Origin of the sequence: Actinocorallia libanotica (assembly GCF_039525175.1) — a bacterium.
Taxonomy (GTDB): Bacteria; Actinomycetota; Actinomycetes; order Streptosporangiales; family Streptosporangiaceae; genus Actinocorallia; species Actinocorallia libanotica.
Window position 1 is genome coordinate 209,760 of the sequence record NZ_BAAAHH010000004.1, and the last position, 21,174, is coordinate 230,933.

Annotated in this window: 18 protein-coding genes; 5 read left to right on the forward strand and 13 right to left on the reverse strand. The window is 71.0% G+C overall.

Translation table 11 applies throughout. The features are described 5' to 3' along the window. The first annotated feature begins 133 nt into the window (after positions 1–133). Both ABD140_RS07835 and ABD140_RS07840 read left to right on the forward strand, forming a co-directional pair. Positions 134–700 (forward strand): TetR/AcrR family transcriptional regulator, encoded by a 567-nt coding sequence (locus ABD140_RS07835; RefSeq protein ID WP_344238306.1) that lies wholly within the window; start codon positions 134–136, stop codon positions 698–700. A 199-nt stretch (positions 701–899) separates the two neighbouring features. After that, positions 900–2,027, forward strand: coding sequence for a hypothetical protein (locus ABD140_RS07840; protein ID WP_344238308.1), 1,128 nt, complete (start codon positions 900–902; stop codon positions 2,025–2,027). 319 nt (positions 2,028–2,346) lie between these two features. Here the strand turns inward: ABD140_RS07840 and ABD140_RS07845 are convergent, their stop codons facing one another. Further along, positions 2,347–3,846 carry an oxygenase MpaB family protein gene (locus ABD140_RS07845; RefSeq protein WP_344238310.1) on the reverse strand — a complete coding sequence of 500 codons (1,500 nt, stop codon included), beginning with the start codon at positions 3,844–3,846 and terminating at the stop codon, positions 2,347–2,349. Position 3,847: 1 nt separating this feature from the next. Continuing rightward, on the reverse strand, positions 3,848–4,567 hold the full coding sequence (gene uppS / locus ABD140_RS07850) for a polyprenyl diphosphate synthase (protein WP_344238312.1): 720 nt from the start codon (positions 4,565–4,567) through the stop codon (positions 3,848–3,850). Positions 4,568–5,108: 541 nt separating this feature from the next. On the opposite strand from uppS, the gene ABD140_RS07855 reads away from it, so the two are divergent. Then, positions 5,109–5,849 (forward strand): DUF6461 domain-containing protein, encoded by a 741-nt coding sequence (locus ABD140_RS07855; RefSeq protein WP_344238314.1) that lies wholly within the window; start codon positions 5,109–5,111, stop codon positions 5,847–5,849. 383 nt (positions 5,850–6,232) lie between these two features. Next, positions 6,233–6,403 (forward strand): hypothetical protein, encoded by a 171-nt coding sequence (locus tag ABD140_RS07860; RefSeq protein WP_344238316.1) that lies wholly within the window; start codon positions 6,233–6,235, stop codon positions 6,401–6,403. Here the strand turns inward: ABD140_RS07860 and ABD140_RS07865 are convergent. The 8 genes from ABD140_RS07865 to ABD140_RS07900 form a co-directional block, all read right to left on the reverse strand. Beyond that, complete coding sequence (locus tag ABD140_RS07865) at positions 6,396–7,139, reverse strand: hypothetical protein (RefSeq protein WP_344238318.1); 744 nt, start codon at positions 7,137–7,139, stop codon at positions 6,396–6,398. The genes ABD140_RS07860 and ABD140_RS07865 overlap by 8 nt on opposite strands. A 566-nt stretch (positions 7,140–7,705) precedes the next feature. Further along, a complete protein-coding gene (locus ABD140_RS07870) occupies positions 7,706–8,452 on the reverse strand; it encodes a hypothetical protein (protein WP_344238320.1) in 747 nt (248 codons plus the stop codon). 186 nt (positions 8,453–8,638) lie between these two features. Further along, complete coding sequence (locus ABD140_RS07875; RefSeq protein WP_344238322.1) at positions 8,639–9,943, reverse strand: MFS transporter; 1,305 nt, start codon at positions 9,941–9,943, stop codon at positions 8,639–8,641. Beyond that, the gene (locus ABD140_RS07880) at positions 9,940–10,479 is read right to left on the reverse strand and encodes an ArsR/SmtB family transcription factor (RefSeq protein WP_344238324.1); all 540 of its coding nucleotides are present in this window, start codon (positions 10,477–10,479) and stop codon (positions 9,940–9,942) included. The genes ABD140_RS07875 and ABD140_RS07880 overlap by 4 nt, the downstream gene beginning before the upstream one ends. A gap of 81 nt (positions 10,480–10,560) precedes the next feature. Next, a complete protein-coding gene (locus ABD140_RS07885; RefSeq protein WP_344238326.1) occupies positions 10,561–11,160 on the reverse strand; it encodes a dihydrofolate reductase family protein in 600 nt (199 codons plus the stop codon). Beyond that, a complete protein-coding gene (locus tag ABD140_RS07890; protein WP_344238328.1) occupies positions 11,157–12,005 on the reverse strand; it encodes a metalloregulator ArsR/SmtB family transcription factor in 849 nt (282 codons plus the stop codon). Before ABD140_RS07890 ends, ABD140_RS07885 begins: the two co-directional genes overlap by 4 nt. Before the next feature lie 156 nt (positions 12,006–12,161). Then, positions 12,162–14,465 carry a heavy metal translocating P-type ATPase gene (locus ABD140_RS07895; RefSeq protein ID WP_344238330.1) on the reverse strand — a complete coding sequence of 768 codons (2,304 nt, stop codon included), beginning with the start codon at positions 14,463–14,465 and terminating at the stop codon, positions 12,162–12,164. 75 nt (positions 14,466–14,540) lie between these two features. Continuing rightward, positions 14,541–14,750 carry a heavy-metal-associated domain-containing protein gene (locus ABD140_RS07900; RefSeq protein WP_344238332.1) on the reverse strand — a complete coding sequence of 70 codons (210 nt, stop codon included), beginning with the start codon at positions 14,748–14,750 and terminating at the stop codon, positions 14,541–14,543. Positions 14,751–15,014: 264 nt separating this feature from the next. Between ABD140_RS07900 and ABD140_RS07905 the strand changes: the two genes are divergently transcribed. Continuing rightward, positions 15,015–16,076: a zinc-dependent alcohol dehydrogenase family protein gene (locus ABD140_RS07905; RefSeq protein WP_344238334.1), complete on the forward strand. Its 1,062-nt coding sequence runs from the start codon at positions 15,015–15,017 to the stop codon at positions 16,074–16,076. Here the strand turns inward: ABD140_RS07905 and helR are convergent. The 3 genes from helR to ABD140_RS07920 form a co-directional block, all read right to left on the reverse strand. Next, positions 16,063–18,210, reverse strand: coding sequence for an RNA polymerase recycling motor ATPase HelR (gene helR, locus ABD140_RS07910; protein WP_344238336.1), 2,148 nt, complete (start codon positions 18,208–18,210; stop codon positions 16,063–16,065). The genes ABD140_RS07905 and helR overlap by 14 nt on opposite strands. A 262-nt stretch (positions 18,211–18,472) precedes the next feature. After that, on the reverse strand, positions 18,473–19,111 hold the full coding sequence (locus tag ABD140_RS07915; RefSeq protein WP_344238338.1) for a TetR/AcrR family transcriptional regulator: 639 nt from the start codon (positions 19,109–19,111) through the stop codon (positions 18,473–18,475). 171 nt (positions 19,112–19,282) lie between these two features. Beyond that, positions 19,283–21,010: a thiamine pyrophosphate-binding protein gene (locus tag ABD140_RS07920; RefSeq protein ID WP_344238340.1), complete on the reverse strand. Its 1,728-nt coding sequence runs from the start codon at positions 21,008–21,010 to the stop codon at positions 19,283–19,285. Between the last annotated feature and the right edge of the window lie 164 nt (positions 21,011–21,174).

Consider the following 21,174-nt stretch of genomic DNA (forward strand, 5'->3'; position numbering starts at 1 on the left):
CCTTTGATCGACGCCAACTGAGAGTGGAGAGTACTAGTACTTCGACGAAATGCAACAGCCTTGATGCAGATTAGTTTGAGATTGCATCCTGCATGTACTGTGTTCCTGGTCAGATGGTCCAGCGGGAGGCGAGATGGCGGAACGAACGTTGCGGGCGGACGCGGAGCGCAGCGTGCGCGCGGTCCTGGAGGCGGCCGAGCGGGTGCTCGCCGAGGACCCCGGCGCCTCCATGGAGCAGATCGCCGCGGCCGCGGGAGTGGCCCGGACGACGATCCACCGGCGGTTCGCCAACCGGCAGGCGCTCATCGAGGCGCTGGCGGCGTCCGCGGCCCGCCAGCTCGCCCAGGCCGTGGACGACGGCAGGCCGGACACCGCGCCGCCGCTGGTGGCGATGCACCGGATCACGGCCAACGTGCTCCAGGTCAAGAGCGCCTGGGCGTTCGCCCTGGGCCTGCCGGCGGACCCGAACGGCGAGGCCGCCGCCCTCCACCAGGACATCAACCGCCGCTGCACCGTCGTACTGAAGCGAGCCCGGGCCGACGGACTCATCGACGAAGCGGCCGACCTCGACTGGGTACGCCGGGTCTACTACGCGCTCATCGGGGAGTCCCTGCACGGAGACGCCGACAACGCCGACCCGGACACCCTCGCCGCCCGCATCATCGACACCCTGCTGCACGGCGCCGGCCCGCGCCCCTGACCCGAGGTCCGGTGGCAACGGCCGCGAGCCCCGCAATGCCGCCATCACCCCATGAGAACCCGGCAAGCCCGAACATCGGGTCGCCGAGCCGAGCGTGGCGCAGGCATTCCGGACGCGTCGGAGTGGAGCGCTGAGAGGGGTGCGAGACGGTGCGCTGTAGGTCTGGAGCCTCTTGGGCCTGTGCCTAGAATGCTGCGACATGGCCGAATTCGTGCAGGTTCTCTGGCGCTGGAGCGAAGCCGCCGACATCGCGGTCGCGGACGAGTCGACTGCCCGGCGCATCGCGGAGGTCTTCATCGAGCGGGGTTACGCCCAGGTCCTGCTCGCCCCCTGCACCTACCGCGGCCGCTGGGGCGATGAGCCGGGCTGGCGCGTCCTGGCGTGGGATGACGGCCCGTATCCCGATGACGACGTCGAATGGTGGAAGGCCGAGGAGCACCGGTTCGTCGCGCGGCTGAAGGACGCCTACGGCGTCCGCCATCCGAGCCCGCCGGAATTCGGCTCCCTCGACGGGCTGCTCGTCGACCGGACGGCGGAGGACGTGCGGGAGTCCCGTCTGGCGTCCTTCGCTCACACCCCGCCCCGAGCTCAGAGCGCCGTGACTCCCCGGCTGCTGGACCAAGGGCCCCCATCGCCGTCAGGCGAGGGAGATCCGATCACGCTCACCGGACTGGACGACATCGACTGGTCTGCGCTCGACCACGCATACGGCTCCGCGGACGACACGCCTGAGATCCTCAACGCGCTGGCCGCCAACGATGAGGGCTGGTCGGACGCCATGGACGCGTACTTCAGCGCCATCGTGCACCAGGGCACCGTGTACGCGGCGACGGAGCGCACCATCCCGTTCCTGGTGGAGATCGCCCTTTCGCCGAACCTCCTCCCTGAGCGCCGCTTCGAACTCCTCCAATGCCTCCTTTACATCGCCTCCCAGAACACCTGGACGCTCTCCGAGCCCGACGGCGACAACCCGGGAGCCCTGACGACCCGTGCCGTTGCCGCCGCCGTTCCCGACCTGCTGACCTTGTGGCGGCGATCGCCGCGAGCACACCAGGCCCAGCTACTCCTTCTGGCCACGCTCAACCCGTCGGCGGCCGCGGCGCACCTCCAGCGTTTCACCGATTTCCGCACCGCCCTGGAGGGGCCGAGTCCCACCATGGACCTCGCCCTGGCACTCATCACCGAAGACGAACCCCGCGCTCAGGACCTCGCCCTCCAGACCACCACCTGGGATGTCCGGACCCCGGACCACCTCGCTGCGGACCTCCCCCTCAGGGCACGCCTGATCGACGTCCTCCTCCACCTCGCCGAAGAAGAACTGCGCTGAGCGCGTTTCACGGCCGCCGCGACCGCGGGCAGGGACGGTTCGTTCAGGCGAGCAACTGGATCAGGTGTTCAGCTGTCGGTTCGGCGGCACCCGGGGGTTCTTCCTTCGTCGAAGGCGAGAAGGAACAGCCAGCCGAGTGCGAGGAGCCTGCGGCAGCGCCGCAGCCGGGACATCCCCGCAGTCGGGACATCCCCGCAGTCGGTCGTGCTGCCGCTGCGGACCGAGCGCTGGCAGGGCGTCGCCGCTGGGCTCCCTGGCCGGGCGCCGCCGGGCGCCTTGGCCGGGCCCGGGCCGTGGTGGTGGACGGATCAGGGCGGGGTCAGGTCTGGGTGAGGAGGTTCTCGTAGGCGGCTGAGTGGTGGCGGCCTGCCATGAAGGCCAGGAACTCGCGGGTGAAGGCGCTGCGGGAGAGGTCGGCGGGAGCGGCCGCGGCGGGGTCGTGGTCGAAGGTCGTGCGGAAGAGGGCGCGGTATTCCTCGGGGCTGATGGTCTGGCTGCCGTCGGTGTCGGTGGCGTCGAAGAGGACGTCGGCGATCTCGATCAGGGCGCGGCCGGCGAGGGTGGTGGCAGTGGCGTACTCGTGTGCGTCGATGCGGCCGTCGCCGTCGGCGTCCAGGGTGGTGCGCAGTTCCTCCCACCAGGCGGCGTAGGCGGCGAAGAGGCGGTCCTCGGCCGGGCCGTCCAGGTCGAGGCGGGTGGCGATCTCCCTGGCCATGGCGGCGAGGTCGGGCCAGTCGAGGTAGCCGTCGCCGGTCTGGTCCAGCACCTGGGCGAAGAAGCGTTCGGCCGACCGCCGGGCGGATCCGTCGGATCCGGAGCGACCCGAGCGACCCGAGCGACCGGGGCGACCGGGGCGCGCGGAGCCGCCCGGGCCGGGACGTGCGGGGACGGGGGTGATGAGGCGGAGGAGGGCGCCTACCTTTCCGGCGTGGTCGCGCAGCGACTCCACCACGGGTGAGCCCTGTCCTGCCGGAGGGTCGAGGTTCAAGGCGTCCAGGAGCACCTCGGTTCGGGTCCAGGAGGAGGGAAGCCAGCGGGTCGCGAGTCCGGCCGTCAGGTAGGCGCCGTGCATCAGCACCCGCGCACCCGGCAGCGCGGTGAGGTAGGCCTGCCGCCGGTAGGACTCGGGAAGCGACGCGACGGTGATCGCGGTCGCCAGCGGTCCGGCCAGGGCGCGGACCGCCGCCCATGTCGCGGGGTGGTCGCGCAGCAGCGGCGGCGCGGGCACCTCGGCGAACAGCCGGTAGAGCACGGCGTGCACCGCCTGGGTGTTCTCCAGGCCCTCGGCGATGGTCTTCTCGTAGTAGGGCCAGAACTCCGCGAGGGTGTCCGGCAGCCGTCCGCCGTCTGCGTCCATGTGACCGAGGAAGGCGCGGAACTCGGCGTACAGCTGCTCCTGCGCGGCCTGGTCGAGGGGCTCGCCGCCCAGGCGGCACATCATGACGGTGGACTCGAACAGCGTCGCCACCACCCAGGCCCGCGCCTCGGGGTCCATCGCGTCGTAGGGGCGGCCCTGCGCGTCGGTGCCGGAGATCCGGGAGTGCAGCCGGTTGAGGCGCGCCGTCTCCTTGTCGCGGACCCGTTCGTCTCCGCTGACGATGCGCTGGGTGCTGACCACGGTGTTGCGCAGCCGCCGCCACGGGTGCACCACGAACGTCGAGTGGTCGATCAGGGCGGCCCCGATCTGCGGGTGCGCCGCCTCCAGGATGCTGGCGCGCGTCGCCGCGAGCCCCCACCGCGCCTCGTTGCACAGCCGCTGGAGCAGGGAGTCCTCGTCGCCGGGGACGCTCCCCGCGGTGGTGCCTGCCGTCTCGGTCATGTCATCCCTTTCCCGTCGGTGTCGGTAGCCGGACGGCGCCGAAACGACGCTCGCGCTCCCGGTAGGAGTCCAGGCACTCCCAGAAGTGGGTGGCCCGGAAGTCGGGCCACAGCACCTGCGGGAAGGTCCATTCGGCGTAGGCCACCTGCCAGAGCATGAAGTTGGAGATGCGGTGCTCGCCCGACGTGCGGATGACCAGGTCCACGTCCGGTGTGTCGGGATAGGGCAGGTGGTGGGCGAAGCTCTCCTCGGTGACCTGCTCGGCGGGCACCCGGTTGCGGATGAGGGACCGCGCGGCCCGCACGATGTCGCGGCGCCCCCCGTGGTCGAACGCCACGGTCAGCGTCATCCGCGTGTTGTCGCGGGTCAGCGTCGTCAGGTCGGCGATGTCCCGCGCCAGATCCGGGGGGATCCTGAGGTCGGAGTCGCCGAGGAAGCGGCACCGGATCCCCCGCGCGTGCAGGGACAGGGCGTGCTTGCGGATGGTCCGCCGCACCAGCCCCATCAGGAAGTCGACCTCCCCGTCGGGACGGCGCCAGTTCTCCGTGGAGAAGGCGAACAGACTGAGCCAGGGGATACCGGCCGCGTACGCGGCCTCGATGACGTCGATCACCGCGGTCTCCGCGGCCTTGTGCCCCGCCGTCCGGGGCAGCGACCGCTGCGCCGCCCACCGTCCGTTCCCGTCCATCACGCACGCCACATGGCGAGGCAAGCCCAGCACCGTGTCACAGCCTCCCGCCGCAGATGCCCGAGTTCTCCAGCGCGCCGCCCACACCGGCCCCTGAGCCGAACGCAACCGGACAGGCCCCGTCCGTCCGCATTCATGGTTCTGGCTTGGCGGCACGCTGGAGAAAACATAACTCACCCACAGTGAGCCCTCGTAGCTTTGAGCGATTTCCCACCGGTCAGGGTTATGTCACCGCTCCGCGACCCGATACAGCCGTCACCCGCGACACACCTCCAGACATGCCAGGACCGAGGAGCCGGGGGCTTGAGCATGTGGCGTAGCAACGCGTCGGCGATCTGCTTGCGGTGATGCTCGGCGGCGACCACGACGGCCTCGATTCTGGAGCGGTGGCGCAAGCGCGCGGTGCCGTGGGCGTCAGGCCCGACGCCCACGCGATGCGCCACGACCCCCTGCCTCCACCGGGGTCCTCGTGGCAGGTGGCGAAATCCAACGGATATCACTCTGGCCCGCGGTCACTCACATTCCGAAAGTTGGCCGAAATGTCCGATCGGCCCGCCAGGATGCCGGGATGAGCTTGATCGACGACTACGCCTGGTGGGCCGCATTCCCCGTCGACTTCTACGGCCTTGCCCTGTTCCAGCTGCCTCCCGAGGTTGTGCTGGAGCGTCTGCACGCCACGGACGAGGATCAGGCGGACGGCTTCCGCGCCCTCGTCGACCACTTCCACGCCTATCTCGAGGCCACCCCTGACCGGTATCTGAGCGACTTCATGCCGGCAGGCATCGTCGAGGCCACCGGCACGGACGGTCCGTGGACGCTTCTGTTCGAGCTCGGCGGCCTGATGAGCGCCGCTGACTTCACCGCCGCGTCCGAGGGCTCCATGGTGATGGCTCATTACCTGAACGGGGCGGGCGACCCTGGCTTCGCCTGGTACGTGGACAGAGAGCTCCGCACGGCATTCCAGTCACTCGGCGGCCCCAGGTACGGCGCCGAGCCCGCCGCTCTCGACGCGGCGCTCGCCCATCTGGGCCTGCCGGACGCCTCGGGCCCGCTCGCCGCTCTTTGGGGCTCGGGCGAACTCGCCCTCATCGAGAAGCTTTCCGGTCTACGGGTCACCGAGGAGTTTCTGCGCGGCTCCCGCTACCGAACGGTGCTGATCCCCATGGACGACGAGGCGCGACGACGCGGACCGTTCCGTAGGACCGCCTCCGAGGAGTCCGAAATCCGCGACTGGGCCCGCGGTATCGGCATCAAGGTCAACGAGCACGGCGCCATCCCCGCTTCGATCATTGAGATGTACGAAGCCGTCCACTAGGGAAGGACCGAAGCCTCGGGGCACGTTACCCGGTACATCGCACACGCATCGGGCGGCGGCGGTGTGCGCGGAAGGTACGAAGGCCATCGGCCTCATCGCCCCGCCGCACCGCATTCGCCGGTGGCCGCCGACCGCAAGGGGTTCCTGGTGGTCTGGGACGTGAACCGCGACGACCGACGCACCTTCCGTGTCGACCGTGCCGGACAGCTACCGGCACCCGCATACGGTTCGAGCCGCGAGAGCCGCCTGCCGAGGACACCGCCGAGTTCGTCGCGGTCGCCGCCGATTCCATCCTCACCCGGCATGCGGCGAGCGCGGTCCTCGACATGCCGCTCGACGAGGTGAAGGAGCACTTCGGTCCGTAGGCGCAGGACGCGCGGGCGGTGGACGACGACCGAACCTCCTGGCCGCTCGGCGGAGACTCCTTCCACGCCACCCGCACGCCCGCCGCAGTAGAGGCCTTCCTGGCCCGCCGCAGGAGGACGAAACAAGTCGGTGAAACCGATAAGGGGCTGCGCGGCTCGATGGCCGCGCAGCCCCTTCCCGTCACTTGAGATAGCCGACGTTCGAGGCGCTGGTGTCCACCTTGAACTTCTTCCCCTTGAATCCGCCGTACTTCTTGGTCGCGTCGACGGTGATCCGGTATTCACCGCCGCCGTCGACGTTGAATACGACGCTCCCGAAATCGTCGGTTTTCTTGCACTGGGGCGTCGGCCCGGGATCGTCCACCCTCGGAACGCATACCCGGCGCCCGGAGAGAAAATCTCCCTCTTCGGTGGTGACGACGGTGCGGACGATGCTCTTCGATCCCGGTATCGCCGTGACCCCGGTTTCCACCCGGATGGGCTCGAGCTCAGGCTCGTCCTTGGTGTCGCCCTCGGGTTTGGGGTTTGCTGCGCCCTTGTTGGCCTTGAACGTTTCTCCCTTGAATCCCTCGTAGCTTTGAGTCGCTTTGACGGTGACCCGGTACGTGCCGTCGCTGTCGACGTTGAATACGGCGGTTCCCTTGCTGTTGGTGTTCTTGCACTGGGGCGACACCCCGGGCTCGTCCGTTCTCGGAATGCACGCGAAGCGCCCGGAGAGGGGAGTGCCGTCCGCGTCGGCGACGACGACGGTGGCGACGCTCTTGGCGCCCGTTTTCGCCTTGACGTCGACGTCCACCTGGATGGGCTCGGGCTGACGCCCGGGTACCGATGCGGCACTGCCGGAGGTCTGATCTGACGCGGCCGCCACCGGCGCAGCCAGTAGAGCGCTGCCGAGGGTGGTGGCACCGAGTACTTCCTTGAACATGCATCCCCTCCAGAAGATGGAATTGTGACTAATCGGACATATCTCCCGAGTCGCTTATCAGAAAGCCCTCAATCCCTCCCGCCGTCAGTAAGGAGAAATGGAGGAACGGCTCGGTTCGGTTGCGGTATTGCCCGCCCCGTTCGGACCGAAGAGAGTGATGAGTTCTCCTTCCGGCACGTCCGGTTCGAGGCCGTTGGCAGCAGTGACAAGGCGGAGCGCCGCGGTGAAGGTCTTCGACGGCCTGCGCGGGCCGGGCTACGAGATCGAGGCGACGCGGGGGCGGGCGGCTACCGGCGCCCGTGTGCGGTTCGAGCCCTGCGAGCTGCCCGGCGAGGAGGCCGCAGAGGTTCGTCGCTGTCGGTTCCGTCTTTCACCCGGCATGCGCCGAGCGCGATCCGTGGAGGATTCCAGGGAAGCCCGGCAGGCCCTGTAGCGAGGTCGGCACCACATCCGACGACGGTTCCCGTGTCACCGGCGCTATCCGCAGTGCATTCGGACAAGCGCGGGTGCAGGAGGAAGTGCGAACACGGGGTTGCGCGGCCCGGTGGCCGCGCAACCCTCTCCCGTCACCTGAGATAGCCGACGTTTCCGGCGCTGGTGTTGGCCTTGAACTGCTTCCCCTTGAATCCACCGTACTTCTTGGTCGCGTCGACGGTGGCCCGGTATGTGCCTTTGGGATCGACGAAGAATACGGCGACCCCGTCATCCCGGGTTTTCTTGCACTGGGTCGTCGGCCCGGGGTCGTCCACCCTCGGAACGCATACCCGGCGCCCGGGGAGATTAGTGCCGTCTTCGTCTTTGACATCGACGAAGACAGAGGCCGTCTCTGCTCCCGGTATCGAGACGACGTCGATTTTCACATGGATGGGCTCGAGCTCAGGCCCGTCCTCGGTATCGCCCTCGGGCTTGGGGTTTGCTGCGCCCTTGTTGGCCTTGAACGTTTCTCCCTTGAATCCCTCGTAACTTTGAGTCGCCTTGACGGTGACCCGGTACGTGCCGTCGCTATCGGCGTTGAATACGGCGGTTCCCTTGCTGTTAGTGTTCTTACACGGACTCGTCACCCCGGGTTCGTCCGTTCTCGGAATGCACGTGAAGCGCCCGGAGAGGGGAGTGCCGTCCGCGTCGGTGACGACGACGGTGACGACGCTCTTGGCTCCCGGTGCCGCTTTGACGTCGACGTCCACCTGGATGGGCTCGGGCTGACGCCCGGGTACCGACGCGGCGCTGCCGGAGGTCTGATCTGACGCGGCCGCCACCGGCGCAGCCAGTAGGGCGCCACCGAGGGTGGTGATGCCGAGTGCTTCCTTGAACATGCATCCCCTCCAGAAGATGGGATTGTGACTAATCGGACATATCCCTCAGGGTGTCTATGGAAAAGCCCTCAATCCCTCCCGCCGTCGGTAAAGGGCGGGAGAGGAACGGCTCAGTTCGGTCGCGGTCTTACTGCCGCCACTGGCCGTTCGGTTTCGGGAGGTGGGGGGGTCGGCAAGTGGTGATCATCACCTGGATGTGGTGTGCACGGTGAGCTCTTCGGCGGGGTGCTGGTCGGCAGGGTCGGCGCTCGGGCGTGCGTTGCGCAGTGCTGCTTCGACGCGGCGGTTGGTGGTCATGGTGGCGGTGACGGCGGTCATGGTGAGGAGGAGGCCGGCGGCGGCGTAGAGCGGGGTGCGCAGGTCGTAGGCGGTGGCCAGCCAGCCGCCGAGGAAGGCGCCGAACGGGGCGGCGCACATGGCGAGCATGCGGGAGGTGGAGGCGACTCGGCCGATCAGGTGGGCCGGGACGATGGCCTGCCGGAGGGAGGGTCCGAGGACCATCGTGGCGCCCATGCCCGCGCCGCAGACGGCGAGCGCGAGCCCGGCCACGTACGGGTCGGGGGCGGAGGCCAGGCCCAGGATGGCGAGGCCCTCGATGGCGGCGGTGCAGGTGAGCGCGGTGCCGGTGCCCAGGCGCCGGCCGAGGAAGGAGGCGATGCCCGCGCCGAGCAGGCCGCCGGTGGCCTCCGCGGTGAGGAGCAGGCCGAAGCCGAGGGCACCGACGCCGAGACGTTCGTGGGCGAAGAGGGCCAAGACGGTCTCCACGGCGATGAAGGCGATGTTCCCGACCGCCGGACGGAGTGCGAGACCGAGCAGCAGCCGGTCCTGGAAGACGTGGGAGGCCCCGGCCCGCGCTTGGCGGAGCAGGGAATCGCGGGCGTTCGAGGCCGGGCGCGGCACGGTGGGCAGCGACCGGACGAGCAGCGCGGACAGCGCGAACGACACCGCGTCGGCGAGCAGCGGAACCGAACGTCCGAGCGCGAGCAGCGCGCTGCCCGCGGGCGGCCCGGCGAAGCCGGACGCCGCGGTCTGGGTGCCGCGCAGGCGGGAGTTGGCGCGCTCCAGCCGGGCGGGGTCGCGGCCGAGCAGATCCGGTAGGTAGGCCGTGGCGGCCGTGTCGAAGAACAGCCCGCCGAGGGCGAGCAGGAACGCGGTGGCCGCCAGCAGCGGGATGCTGAGCACGTCGAGCACGGCGGCCGCGGCGGGTATGGCGAGCAGCGCCGCACGCGCGGCGTCGGTGACCCACATCGTGCGGCGGCGGTCCCAGCGGTCCACCAGCGCACCGCCGAGCACTCCGAACAGCAGCCAGGGCAGTGTTCCGGCGGCGGTGACGACGGCCAGCGCCATCGGATCCCGGGTCAACGTCAATGCCAGCAGCGGCAGCGCGGCATGCGTCACGCCGTCACCGAGCGAGGACACCGTCTGGGCGGTCCACAGGCGCCCGAAGCCGGCCGGCAACTTCACGCGGTCGTTCATCGGCTCCGAGGTCATTCGGCGCCCTCCTCGACCTGCCGGTGCGGCATCGGCCGGAACAGCGCGAAGACGAGCGACACGTCTGGAAGCGATGGATCGGACAGCGCCCGGTACTCATCGGCCAGCGCCTCCAGCCGCGCTCCCAACTCCGCGAACTGCTCCTCGGTGAGCCGCAGATGCGCCATCCGTACGTGCCGTTCGCCCTCCGCCGGCGACGCCTCCAGGTCCGCCACCGCGTTCCGCAGCAGCACGTCCGGCTGCCCCGGCCCTGGATCCGGCAGCGCGATCGACCGCGCGGCCATCGCGTAGTACCGCTCGGTGACCCCTCTCACCTTCCGCGTCCGCACCACTTTCACCAGGCCGGCCCGCTCCAGCAGCCGCACGTGATAGCTGGAACTGCCCTTCGCAAGGCCCATCCGCTGGGCGATCTGCGTGATCGTCGCCGGCTCGAAGCGGAGCATGGCCATGATCCGGTGGCGCGTGAGATTGGAGACGGCGCGCAGCTGCTCGTCCGTGGTGACGTGGAACGTCTCGGGGAGATCATCGGTGGGCATGCGGACAATGGTCAACGATTCTTGACCATTACGCAAGGGGTCGGGTCCGCGAGCGGCGCGGGGAGGTGCGGCCGTCGGTGCTCAGCGGGCGCGGTCGTAGACCAGGGCGATCTCACCCAGCTCGCCGGTCTCCTGGCTGGTGAGCGTCCACTTCGTGGCGGGCAGGCCGTCGTCGAACAGACGCTGACCGCCTCCGACGATCTCGGGGAAGACCATGAGATACAGCCGGTCGAGCAGGTCCGCCGACAGGAGCGCCTTGATGATGCTCGCGCTGCTGTTGACGAGGATGTCGCCCTCGCCGGTGGCCTTGAGGTCGGTGACGACGTCCGCGGCGGGGGCGTTCACCACGCGGGCGCGCTCCCACGGTGCTTCGGTCAGGGTGGTCGAGAGGATCACCTTCTCGGTGTCGACCAGCCACTTGGCGTAGCCGCGATCGCGCGGGTCGGCGTCTTCGTCCGCGGCGACCGACGGCCAGTACCCCAGGAATCCCTCGGCGTTGATCCGACCGAGCAGCGCCGTCGTCGCGTCCTGCCAGATGCGGGTCATGTGGTCCCGCGCCACCTCGGTGATCGCATACGGGGCGAAAGTCCCGAAGTCATGAGCACCGCCGGGACCGTTGTAGCGCCCGTCGAGGGAGAGCACCAGGTTCGCGGTCACCCTGCGGCCGGTCGTTTCGGTCATGTCGCACTCCTGGTGTCGTCGGTGGTGAAGGGGTCCGCGGCGAGGGTCGCCGCAAGTTTGTCGAGGCTCTGGCCGAAGCCGATTTCTATGCCCGCGATGAAGTCCGCGGAGGTGACGGTGCTGTCGGCGATCCGCCAGCGGGCTTCGAGGTCGGTACCGGCGGCGGTGGGCCGCAGGTCGATGTCGATGTGAGCGGTGAAGGCGAGTCCGCCGTCGGGAAGCAGCGGGGAGAGCCGGTAGGCGAGGTGTTCGACGGGGCGCACGTCCTCGACGGCTCCCTCCGCGCGTCCGGCGACCGGGTCGGTCCCGTCGGTGTCCTCGGCGTCCCGGTACTCGTGGACGATCCGCCCGCCCGGTCGCGCCTCGAAGACGAGCTCGGAGACGCGGAGGTCGTCGGGCGTCCACCAGTGGGCGAGCAGGGAGGTCTCCGTCAGATGGCGCCAGACCCGTTCGGGGCGCCCCGCCAGCGACCGGAGGAACCCGAACGAGCGGCCGTCGGCCCACCCCGCCTCCTCCGCGGCGAGACGCTCCGCTTGCAGGCTGAGCCCGTAGCGGTCGTAGGTCTCGCGCGCTCCACCGGCCTGGTCCGCGGCGTCGGCGAGCCGGCCGAGCGCGGCCGCCAGGTCCCGCAGGACGCCGGGCTGGAGCGCGTAGATGCGGCGTTGGCCGGCGCGCTGGGAGATGACGACGCCGACGCGCTCGAGGGCCTGCAGGTGCTTGGTCGTCTGCGGCTGGCGCGCCTCGGCGAGCCGGGCGAGAACGCCGACCGGCCGGGGCCGCTCGGCCAGCAGGTTCACGAGCCGCCAGCGGGCCGGATCGGCCAGCGCGGTGAGGAGTGCGTCCATGGCCAGAAGTATTCTCCATGGCGAATATTCGTGTCAAGGAATATATCCATCCGGCCGGATCGCCGCCTCCAGGGCCGCCCTGGGGCGGAACGCCGAAGAACCCCTGGCGATCACGGCCCTGCGGCGGGCGCGATCACCAGGGGTCCTCGGCGTGGATCAGCTGGTCACCGTCTCCTTCGGGACGGCGGGGGAGGCGGTCACGGCGGGGTCGGCGGCGGTGAGGGAGGCGAAGCGGCGGAGGCGGAGGCTGTTGCCGACCACGAAGACCGAGGAGAAGGCCATCGCGGCACCCGCGATCATCGGGTTGAGCAGGCCGGTCGCCGCCAGGGGGAGGGCCGCCACGTTGTAGGCGAAGGCCCAGAACAGGTTGCCCTTGATCGTGGCCAGGGTGCGGCGCGACAGGCGGATGGCGTCGGCCGCCGCCCGCAGGTCGCCGCGGACCAGGGTGAGGTCGGAGGCCTCGATGGCCACGTCGGTGCCGGTGCCCATCGCCAGTCCCAGGTCGGCCTGGGCCAGGGCGGCCGCGTCGTTCACTCCGTCGCCGACCATCGCGACGGTGCGGCCCTCGGACTGCAGGCGCTTGACCACGTCCACCTTGTCGGCGGGCAGCACCTCGGCGATCACCTCGGTGATGCCGACCGCCTCGGCGACCGTGCGCGCCACCGTCTCGTTGTCGCCGGTCAGCAGGACCGGGCGCAGCCCCAGCTCGCGGAAGCGGGCGATGGCCTCGGCCGAGGTGGGCTTGACCTGGTCGGCGACGGTGATGACCGCGCGGGCCAGCCCGTCCCAGCCGACCGCGACCGCGGTGTGGCCGAGTGCCTGCGCCTGCGCCATCGCCCGCTCCAGCTCGGGGGTCAGGTGCTGGGCCCACTCGGCCAGCAGCTGCGGCCGGCCGACCAGGACGCCGTGGCCGTCCACGACGCCCTGCACGCCCAGGCCCTCGACGTTGGCGAAGTCCTCCACGGTGCCCAGCGTGCCGACGCGTTCGACGGCGCCGCGGGCGATGGCCTGCGCGATCGGGTGCTCGGAGGCGTCCTCCAGCGCGCCCGCCAGGCGGAGCACCTCGGCGGCGTCCACGCCGTCGGCGGTGACGACGTCGACCAGTGCCATCCTGCCGGTGGTGACGGTGCCGGTCTTGTCCAGCACGATGGTGTCGATCCCGCGGGTGGACTCCAGCACCTCCGGGCCCTTGATGAGGATGCCGAGCTGGGCGCCCCTGCCGGTGCCGACCATCAGGGCGGTGGGGGTGGCCAGGCCGAGGGCGCACGGGCAGGCGATGATCAGCACCGCGACCGCCGCGGTGAAGGCCGCCGCCCCGCCGGCGCCGCTGCCCAGCCAGAAGCCCAGGGTCGCCACGGCCAGCGTGATCACGATCGGGACGAACACGCCGGAGATCCGGTCGGCGAGCCGCTGCACCTGCGCCTTGCCGTTCTGTGCCTCCTCCACCAGCCGCGCCATCTGGGCGAGCTGGGTGTCGGCGCCCACCCGGGTCGCCCTGACGACGAGCCGGCCGCCGGCGTTCACCGTCGCGCCCGCCACGGTGTCGCCCGGCCGGACCTCGACCGGCACCGACTCGCCGGTGAGCAGGGAGGCGTCCACGGCGGACGAGCCCTCCGCGACCACCCCGTCGGTGGCGACCTTCTCCCCGGGGCGGACCACGAAGAGGTCGCCCGCCTGGAGCCTCTCGACGGGGATGCGCTCCTCGCGTCCGTCCCGCAGCACGGCCACGTCCTTGGCGCCCAGTTCCAGCAGCGCCTTCAGGGCCGCGCCGGCACGGCGCTTGGAGCGCGCCTCGAAGTAGCGTCCGGCCAGGATGAAGGCGATGACCCCGGCGGCGGCCTCCAGGTAGATGTTCATGGAGCCGTCGCCCCGCGTCATCGAGAACTCGAAGCCGTGCCGCATCCCCGGCTCGCCCGCGGCGCCGAAGAACAGCGCCCACAACGACCAGCCGAACGCGGCCAGCGTGCCGACCGACACCAGCGTGTCCATGGTCGCCGCCCCGTGCCGCAGGTTGACCCAGGCGGCCCGGTGGAACGGCCATCCGCCGTACACCACCACGGGGGCGGCCAGTGTGAGGGACAGCCACTGCCAGTTGTCGAACTGCAGCGCGGGCACCATCGCCATGGCGATCACCGGGACGGCCAGGACCAGCGAGGTCAGCAGCCGCTGCCGCAGCGAGCGCAGCCCCTCGTCCTCCGCACCGGCCTGGGGATCCGGTCCTTCCGCCCGGGGCGGCGCGGGAGGCTCGGCGGTGTAGCCGGCCTTCTCGACCGAGGCGATCAGCTCCTCGACGCTCACCCCCTCGGGGTATTCGACCTTGGCCTTCTCGGTGGCGTAGTTGACCGTCGCGGTCACACCTTCGATCTTGTTGAGCTTGCGCTCGATGCGGGCGGCGCACGACGCGCAGGTCATGCCACCGATCGCCAGTTCGATCCGCCCGGGCGCGGCGCCGGAAGTCATCGTTCCTCCTTCTTGGTCATCGGGGTGGGTTCGGCGGATGCGACGGCCGGCGGGTCCGCCGGCCGTCGCATCCGGTCAATCCTTGATCTGGTAACCGGCCTTCTCCACGACGCCGCGCACCGCGGCGTCGTCGACCGGGGCCGCGCCGGTCACGGTCACCCGTCCGGTGGGCAGGTCCACCTCGACGCCGGTGACCCCGGCGACGCCGCCGATCAGGCCCTTGACCTTGCCGGCGCAACCACCGCAGGTCATGCCGCCGACGGTGTAGGTCGTGCTGCTGCTCATCAGGATCGTCTCCCTCTCCGGTCTTCATACCCCCTGGGGGTATCTCGCGTCGCCCATACTGCCCCCCGTTCCGCCTGTGCACAACCCCTACCCCCTAGGGGTATCTGAGAGGTCCGTCACACCCCCCCGGGGCGGCGCCCCGCCCCAAAGGGCGGCCCCGTGTGGGCAAAGATTCCTGCGGGTTGTGAGCTTTCGACCGATAAATGAGGAATGTCCATTCGGAAGGGCGGAGCGCGCCACCGACACCGAGCAGGGAGATCTTCCATGCGTGGAGTGGTCCTCAACGGCCCCGGCGACGTCGCCGTGGTCGACCGCGACGACCCGCGGATCATCGAGCCGACCGACGCGATCATCAAGGTGACGGCGGCGTGCGTGTGCGGGTCGGACCTTTGGCCGTACCGCGGCGTCGAGAAGACCGAAGGCGTGGCCCCGATGGGCCACGAGTACGTCGGCGTGGTCGAGCAGACCGGCCCGGACGTGAAGGACATCGGCGTGGGGGACTTCGTCGTCGGGTCGTTCTTCGCCTCCGACGACACCTGCGAGATCTGCCGGTCGGGCTACCAGTCCCGCTGCGTGCACGCCGAGCCCATGGGGGCCATCGGCACCCAGGCGCAGTACGCCCGCATCCCCCTGGCCGACGGCACCCTGGTCGCCACCTCCGGCATGCCCGACCCCGACCTGATCCCGTCACTGCTCGCCGCCTCCGACGTGCTGGGCACCGGCTGGTTCGCCGCCGACGCCGCCCAGGCGGGTCCGGGCAGGATCGTCGCGGTCGTCGGCGACGGCGCCGTCGGGCTGCTCGGCGTGCTGGCGGCCCGGCAGCTGGGCGCCGAGCGGATCATCGCGTTCAGCCGGCACGCCGACCGCCAGCGGCTCGCCCGGGAGTTCGGGGCCACCGACATCATCGCCGAACGCGGAGACGAGGGCGTCGCCAGGCTCAAGGACCTCACCGGCGGCCTCGGCGCGCACAGCGCGATCGAGGCCGTCGGCACCCAGGAGTCCATGATGCAGGCCATCCGCGCCACCCGTCCCGGCGGATACGTCGGCTACGTCGGCGTCTCCCACGACGTCCGGCTCCCCGGCGGCGAGCTCTTCTTCGCCGCCGTCCACCTGCACGGCGGCCCCGCACCCGTCCGCCGCTTCCTGCCCGAGCTCATCGAACTGATCTTGACCCGCCGGATCGACCCCGGCCGTGTCTTCGACCTCTCCCTGCCCCTGGAGGACGCCGCCGAGGCCTACCGCGCCATGGACGAGCGCCGCGCCGTCAAGGCGCTCCTCCGGCCCTGGCCCGAGGAGGCGCCCGGGGCCGGCGTCAGGGGCTCGTGAGGATGACGAGGCGCTGGGTCGCCCGGGTCATCGCGACATAGCGGTCGACCGCGCCCTCGATGCCCTCGCCGAACCTCTCCGGGTCGATGAGGACGACCAGGTCGAACTCGAGGCCCTTCGACAGCTCCGGGGACAGCGAACGGACCCGGGGCCTCGGCCGGAAACCGGGATCGCCGATGACGCAGGCGATCCCGTCGGCGTGCTCGGCGAGCCAGGCGTCGAGGAGCGGGTCCAGCTCCGCGACGGACCCGTGCGCGACGGGGACGCCCCCGCTGCGGATGGAGGTCGGCACGTTGGCGTCCGGGAGCGCGGCCCGGATGACCGGCTCGGCCTCCGCCATGACCTCTTCCGGCGTCCGGTAGTTGATCGTCAGGGAGGTCAGGTCGATCCGGTCGAATCCGACCCGCTCGAGCCGCTCCCGCCAGGTCTCGGTGAACCCGTGCCTGGCCTGGGCGCGGTCACCGACGATGGTGAAGCTCCGGGACGGGCAGCGCAGCAGCAGCATCTGCCACTCCGCGTCGGTCAGCTCCTGCGCCTCGTCCACGACGATGTGCGCGAACGGGCCGGCGAGCAGGTCCGGGTCGGCCCCGGACAGCTCGCTCTCGTCGACCAGGCTGACCTGGGCGTCCTCCCCGCGCAGCATCGTCACCAGGCCCTCGCCGTCGTCGTCGGCCTCGATCAGGGTGTCGACGACCCTGGCCATGTGCTCGCGCTGGGTGGCCAGAGCCGCCTTCTGGCGGCGCTTGCGCCGCGACTCCTCCGGATCTCCGAGCCGCTGCCGAGCCGCGTCCAGGAGCGGCAGGTCGGACACCGTCCACGCGTGTGCTTCCCGGCGCTGCAGCCTCCGGACGTCGTCGGGGCCGAGCCAGGGCGCGCACATCCGCAGGTAGGCGGGGACCGACCACAGATCGCCGACGAGGTCGGTCGCCTCGATCATCGGCCAGGCGCCGTTGAGGGCCATGAGCAGTTCCCTGCTCCGCAGCAGCGACCTCCGGAGCGGCTCGGCCGGGACGTCGCCGTCGTGCTTGTCCATCAGGATCGTGACCAGTTCGTCCAGGATCTGGTTGCGCGCCTCGTTGTGCGGGGTGCCGGGATCCGGCGCCTGGAAAGCCTCGGCCCAGTCCTCGGCGCCCAGCCGGACGTCGGACCAGTGCGTCGTGATCGTCATCCCCTTGGCGGGCGGCCTCTCGTAGAACGCGACGGCCTTCTCGATCGCCTTCACCATGTCCGCGGACGACTTCAGGCGCGCCGCCTCCGGGTCGGCCTCGGGCAGCGCCTCGGCGCCCTCGGGAAGGAGGTCCCGCAGGGTGCAGGTCTGCACGCCCTCCTCCCCGAGGCTGGGCAGGACGTCGGAGACGTAGGCCAGGTAGGGCTGGTGCGGACCGACGAACAGCACGCCGCCGCGGTGGTGGCCGAGGCGGGGGTCGGAGTAGAGGAGGTAGGCGGACCGGTGCAGGGCGACGACGGTCTTGCCCGTGCCCGGGCCGCCGTCGACGACGAGGGCGCCGCGGGAGCCCGCGCGGATGACGGCGTCCTGGTCGGCCTGGATGGTGCCGAGCACGTCCCGCATCCGGGCCGACCGGTGGCCGCTCAGGCTGGCGATGAAGGCGGACTGGTCGTCGAGCGCGGCGTGCCCTTCGAACCCGTCCGCGGTGAACACCTCGTCCCAGTAGTCGCTGATCAGGCCGCGGGTCCAGCGGTACCTGCGGCGGCTCGCCAGCCCCATCGGGTCGGCGTGCGTCGCCCCGAAGAACGGCTCGGCCGCGGGGGAGCGCCAGTCGAGCAGCAGCCGGCGGCCCGCCTCGTCGGTGAGGCCGAGCCGCCCGACGTACACCGGCTCGGCGCCGTCCGCGCCGACGATGCGGCCGAGGCACAGGTCCAGGCCGAAGCGGCGCAGGGTGCGCAGGCGCGTGGTCAGCCGGTGGATCTCCAGATCCCGGTCCAGCGCCGCCTGGCCCTTGCCGCCGGGTGCCTTGCGCAGGACGTCGAGGCGTCCGGTCAGCTCGGCGGTCGCCTGTTCGAGGCTCTCCGCGATGGCCGCGAAGTGCCGCTCGTCGTCGGCGATCAGCGCCGGGTCGGCCTTGGGGCGGAGGTGATCGGGAAGGTCGAACACGCTGGTGGTGGAAGGTTTCACGGCATCCGTTCTGATCTCGGTTCCATCGTCTCGGGCCCGGTCTCCGGCGCCCGAAGTGCATGGCCGGGCGCGGGGCTTTCCGCCGTGGTGCACGGCGAGGCGCCCCGACGGCTCCGGCCTCGGTCGATGATTCTGCGGCATGACCGGGGTCTTGTGGCAAGCCCCCGGGTGCGCTATACGTTAGAAGTGGAGAGGAGTGGATTCTCCCCTCTCCCTTGCGGCGGTGCCGCATATGCCGCCACCGGCGCGGGAAGCCCGGGTGTCAGGACATGCCGAACAGCAGGGCGTTGAGGGCGTCGGCGGTGGTCCGGTGGAGATCGCCCGGGGACTGCCCGGTGAGCCAGGTGGAGGTGGCCGCGGCGAGGGCGGTCATGATGAGCCAGGCCGCCAGGCCGGGGGCCAGGGGCGTGGTGAGCTCGCCCGAGGCCTGGCCTTCGGTGACGATGGCGATGACGAGGTCGAGCAGGGGCCGGTAGACGGTGTCGGCGGCGTCGCCGACCATGGCGATGGTGCCCTCGGCGACGAAGGCCAGCGCCATCGTGCGCGCGCCCCGGTCGGCCATGGTCCAGTGCTCGGCCAGGGTCTCCTGCAGAATGCGGAGCCGCTCGACGGCGCCGGGCGGGTGCTGCCCGCGGGCGGCCCGCCGGTCGATGGCCTCGCGGACGAGGACGGCGAGCCTGCGGTTGAACTCGGTGACCAGGCCGACCTTGGTGCCGTAGAAGCGGTAGAAGCTGGCCCGGCCCACCTCGGCGCGGGCGCAGATGTCGTCCACGCTGACCTTGTCGTAGGGGCGTTCGCCGAGCAGCTCCAGGGCCGCCTCGTAGAGCGCGTCCCTGGCCCGCTGCTTCTTGCGCTCCCGCAGGCTCGTCGCCTGTGTCCCGGTCGCCTGCCCTGCGCTCATGGCATAAGTATGCCCTTGCGCTTCTTCGGAGACGTCCGCGCGGACCTCTCTGCTCATCCGTCGCCGGTCCGGGGCCGGTGCGGCATGGATGCCGTCCGGCCGGAGGACTCCCGGCTCCGGACGTGCGGGCCGCCCCCGGCAGGGGGCGGCGGCGGTCGTCGATACAGGTGCTCATGCGCCTGTTCTCGGGAGGTTCTGGTAGTAGGGGATGACGATCTCGTCGGTGGCCGTCAGGTCGCCGAGCAGCGCGGTGGTGACGGGATGGACGACGTCGTTGGAGACGGCGACGTTGATGAGGGCGGGGCGGCCGGTGTCCAGCGCGCGGCGGACCGCGGGACCGAGGTCGGCGAGCTTGTCGACGCGTTCGCCGTACGCGCCGAAGGCCTCGGCGACCTTCTCGTACGGGGTCGGCGCGAGCCGGGTGATGACGTCGTTGCCGGGCCCGAAGACGGCGTCCTGGCCGTGGATCGACATGCCCCACGTGTCGTTGGCGAACACGATCGTGACGATCGGCAGTTCGTGCCGGACCATCGTGTCGAGCTCCTGGATGTGGAAGCCGATGGCGCCGTCGCCGGTGATCTGCACGACCCGCCGCTCCGGCTCGGCGCGCTGCGCGCCGATCGCCCAGCCCTGCCCGACGCCCAGGTGGCCCTGGTAGCCGAGCCGGAACAGCAGGTCCGGCTCGGTCGCGGTCAGCGCGGACTCCGCCCACGCCGCGGACTCGCCGCCGTCGGTGACGACGATCGCGCCGGGGTCGAGGGCGGCGAGCGCCTCCCAGGCGGCGCGGAAGGGGTGCAGCCGGCCGTCCATGTCCTCAGGCGCGTCGGCGAACAGGTCCTCCATCACCTTGTGGGCGCCGACGGCCTGCTCCGCCCACGCCGAGCGGTCGGGCCAGGCACCTTGCTCGGCGGCGGCGAGCAGGGCGTCGAGGGCGCGGCCGCAGTCGCCGGTGATCGCCACGTCGACCGGGGCCATGCGGCCGATCTCGACGGGGTCGGCGTCGACCTGGATCAGCCTGGCGTCCGCGGGGACGAGCACGCCGGGGCCCCCGCCGGTGAACATGCCCATGCGGGCGCCCAGCAGCAGGACGGTGTCCGGGCCGGACGCGCCGATCAGCGGCAGGACCGCCAGCGAGGTCACGCTCTGGGCGTTGAGCGGGTGCCGCATCGGCAGGGTGCGCCAGGATGGGCCGGTGGCGAACACCGGGATGCCGGTGGTCTCGGCGAACCGGACGAGCGGCTCCTCCACGTGCGACCACAGCGTCTGCTCACCGACCACGATCGCGGGCCGCTCGGCGGAGCGCAGCAGGTCGACGGCCTCGCGTACCGCCTCCGGCGCGGCGGCCGGCGCCGGACCGACGGCGGGGGCTCCCGCCGGCTTCAGCCGCGACTCGTCCACCGGGGTGAACGCCACGTCGATCGGCAGCTCCAGCAGGACAGGGCCGGGCCGTCCCGACACCGCGTGCCGCACCGCCAGCCCGACCAGGTCGGGGATCCGCTCCGGCGTGGTGATGCGGTGCGCCCACTTGGTGACCGGGGTGGCGGCGGCGATCTGGTCGATGCCGCCCTGCAGCTCGTTGGTCTCGGTCTCGCGCAGCGGCGGCGCGCTGGTGACGAGCAGCAGCGGCACCCCGTCGGCGTAGGCGTTGGCCAGTCCCGCGTAGGCGTTGGTGAAGCCCGGACCGCTGGTCACCGCCGCCACCCCCAGCCCGCGGGTGGTCCGCGCGTAGCCGTCGGCGGCGTTGACGGCGGCCGCCTCGTGCCGGAAGTCCAGCAGCTCGATGCCCTCCGTGCCGCACGCGCGGAAGAAGGAGTCCAGATGGCCGCCGTGCAGGGTGAACACGACCGGCGCGACCTCGGCCAGGACGCGGGCGAGCAGGGCTCCACCGTTCAGACCCATCATTCCTCCTTGAACGAGATAATCGTCTCAATTGATACACCCATCTCAATTTGCGGACAAGGGGTCACTTACTTCTTCGTTGCCCTGTGCCGACGGGCCGCGGAGGCAGGATCTTGGAACAGCGGCGATGCCGGCCGGTGCATCGGCTCCGGCGGTGCGTTCAG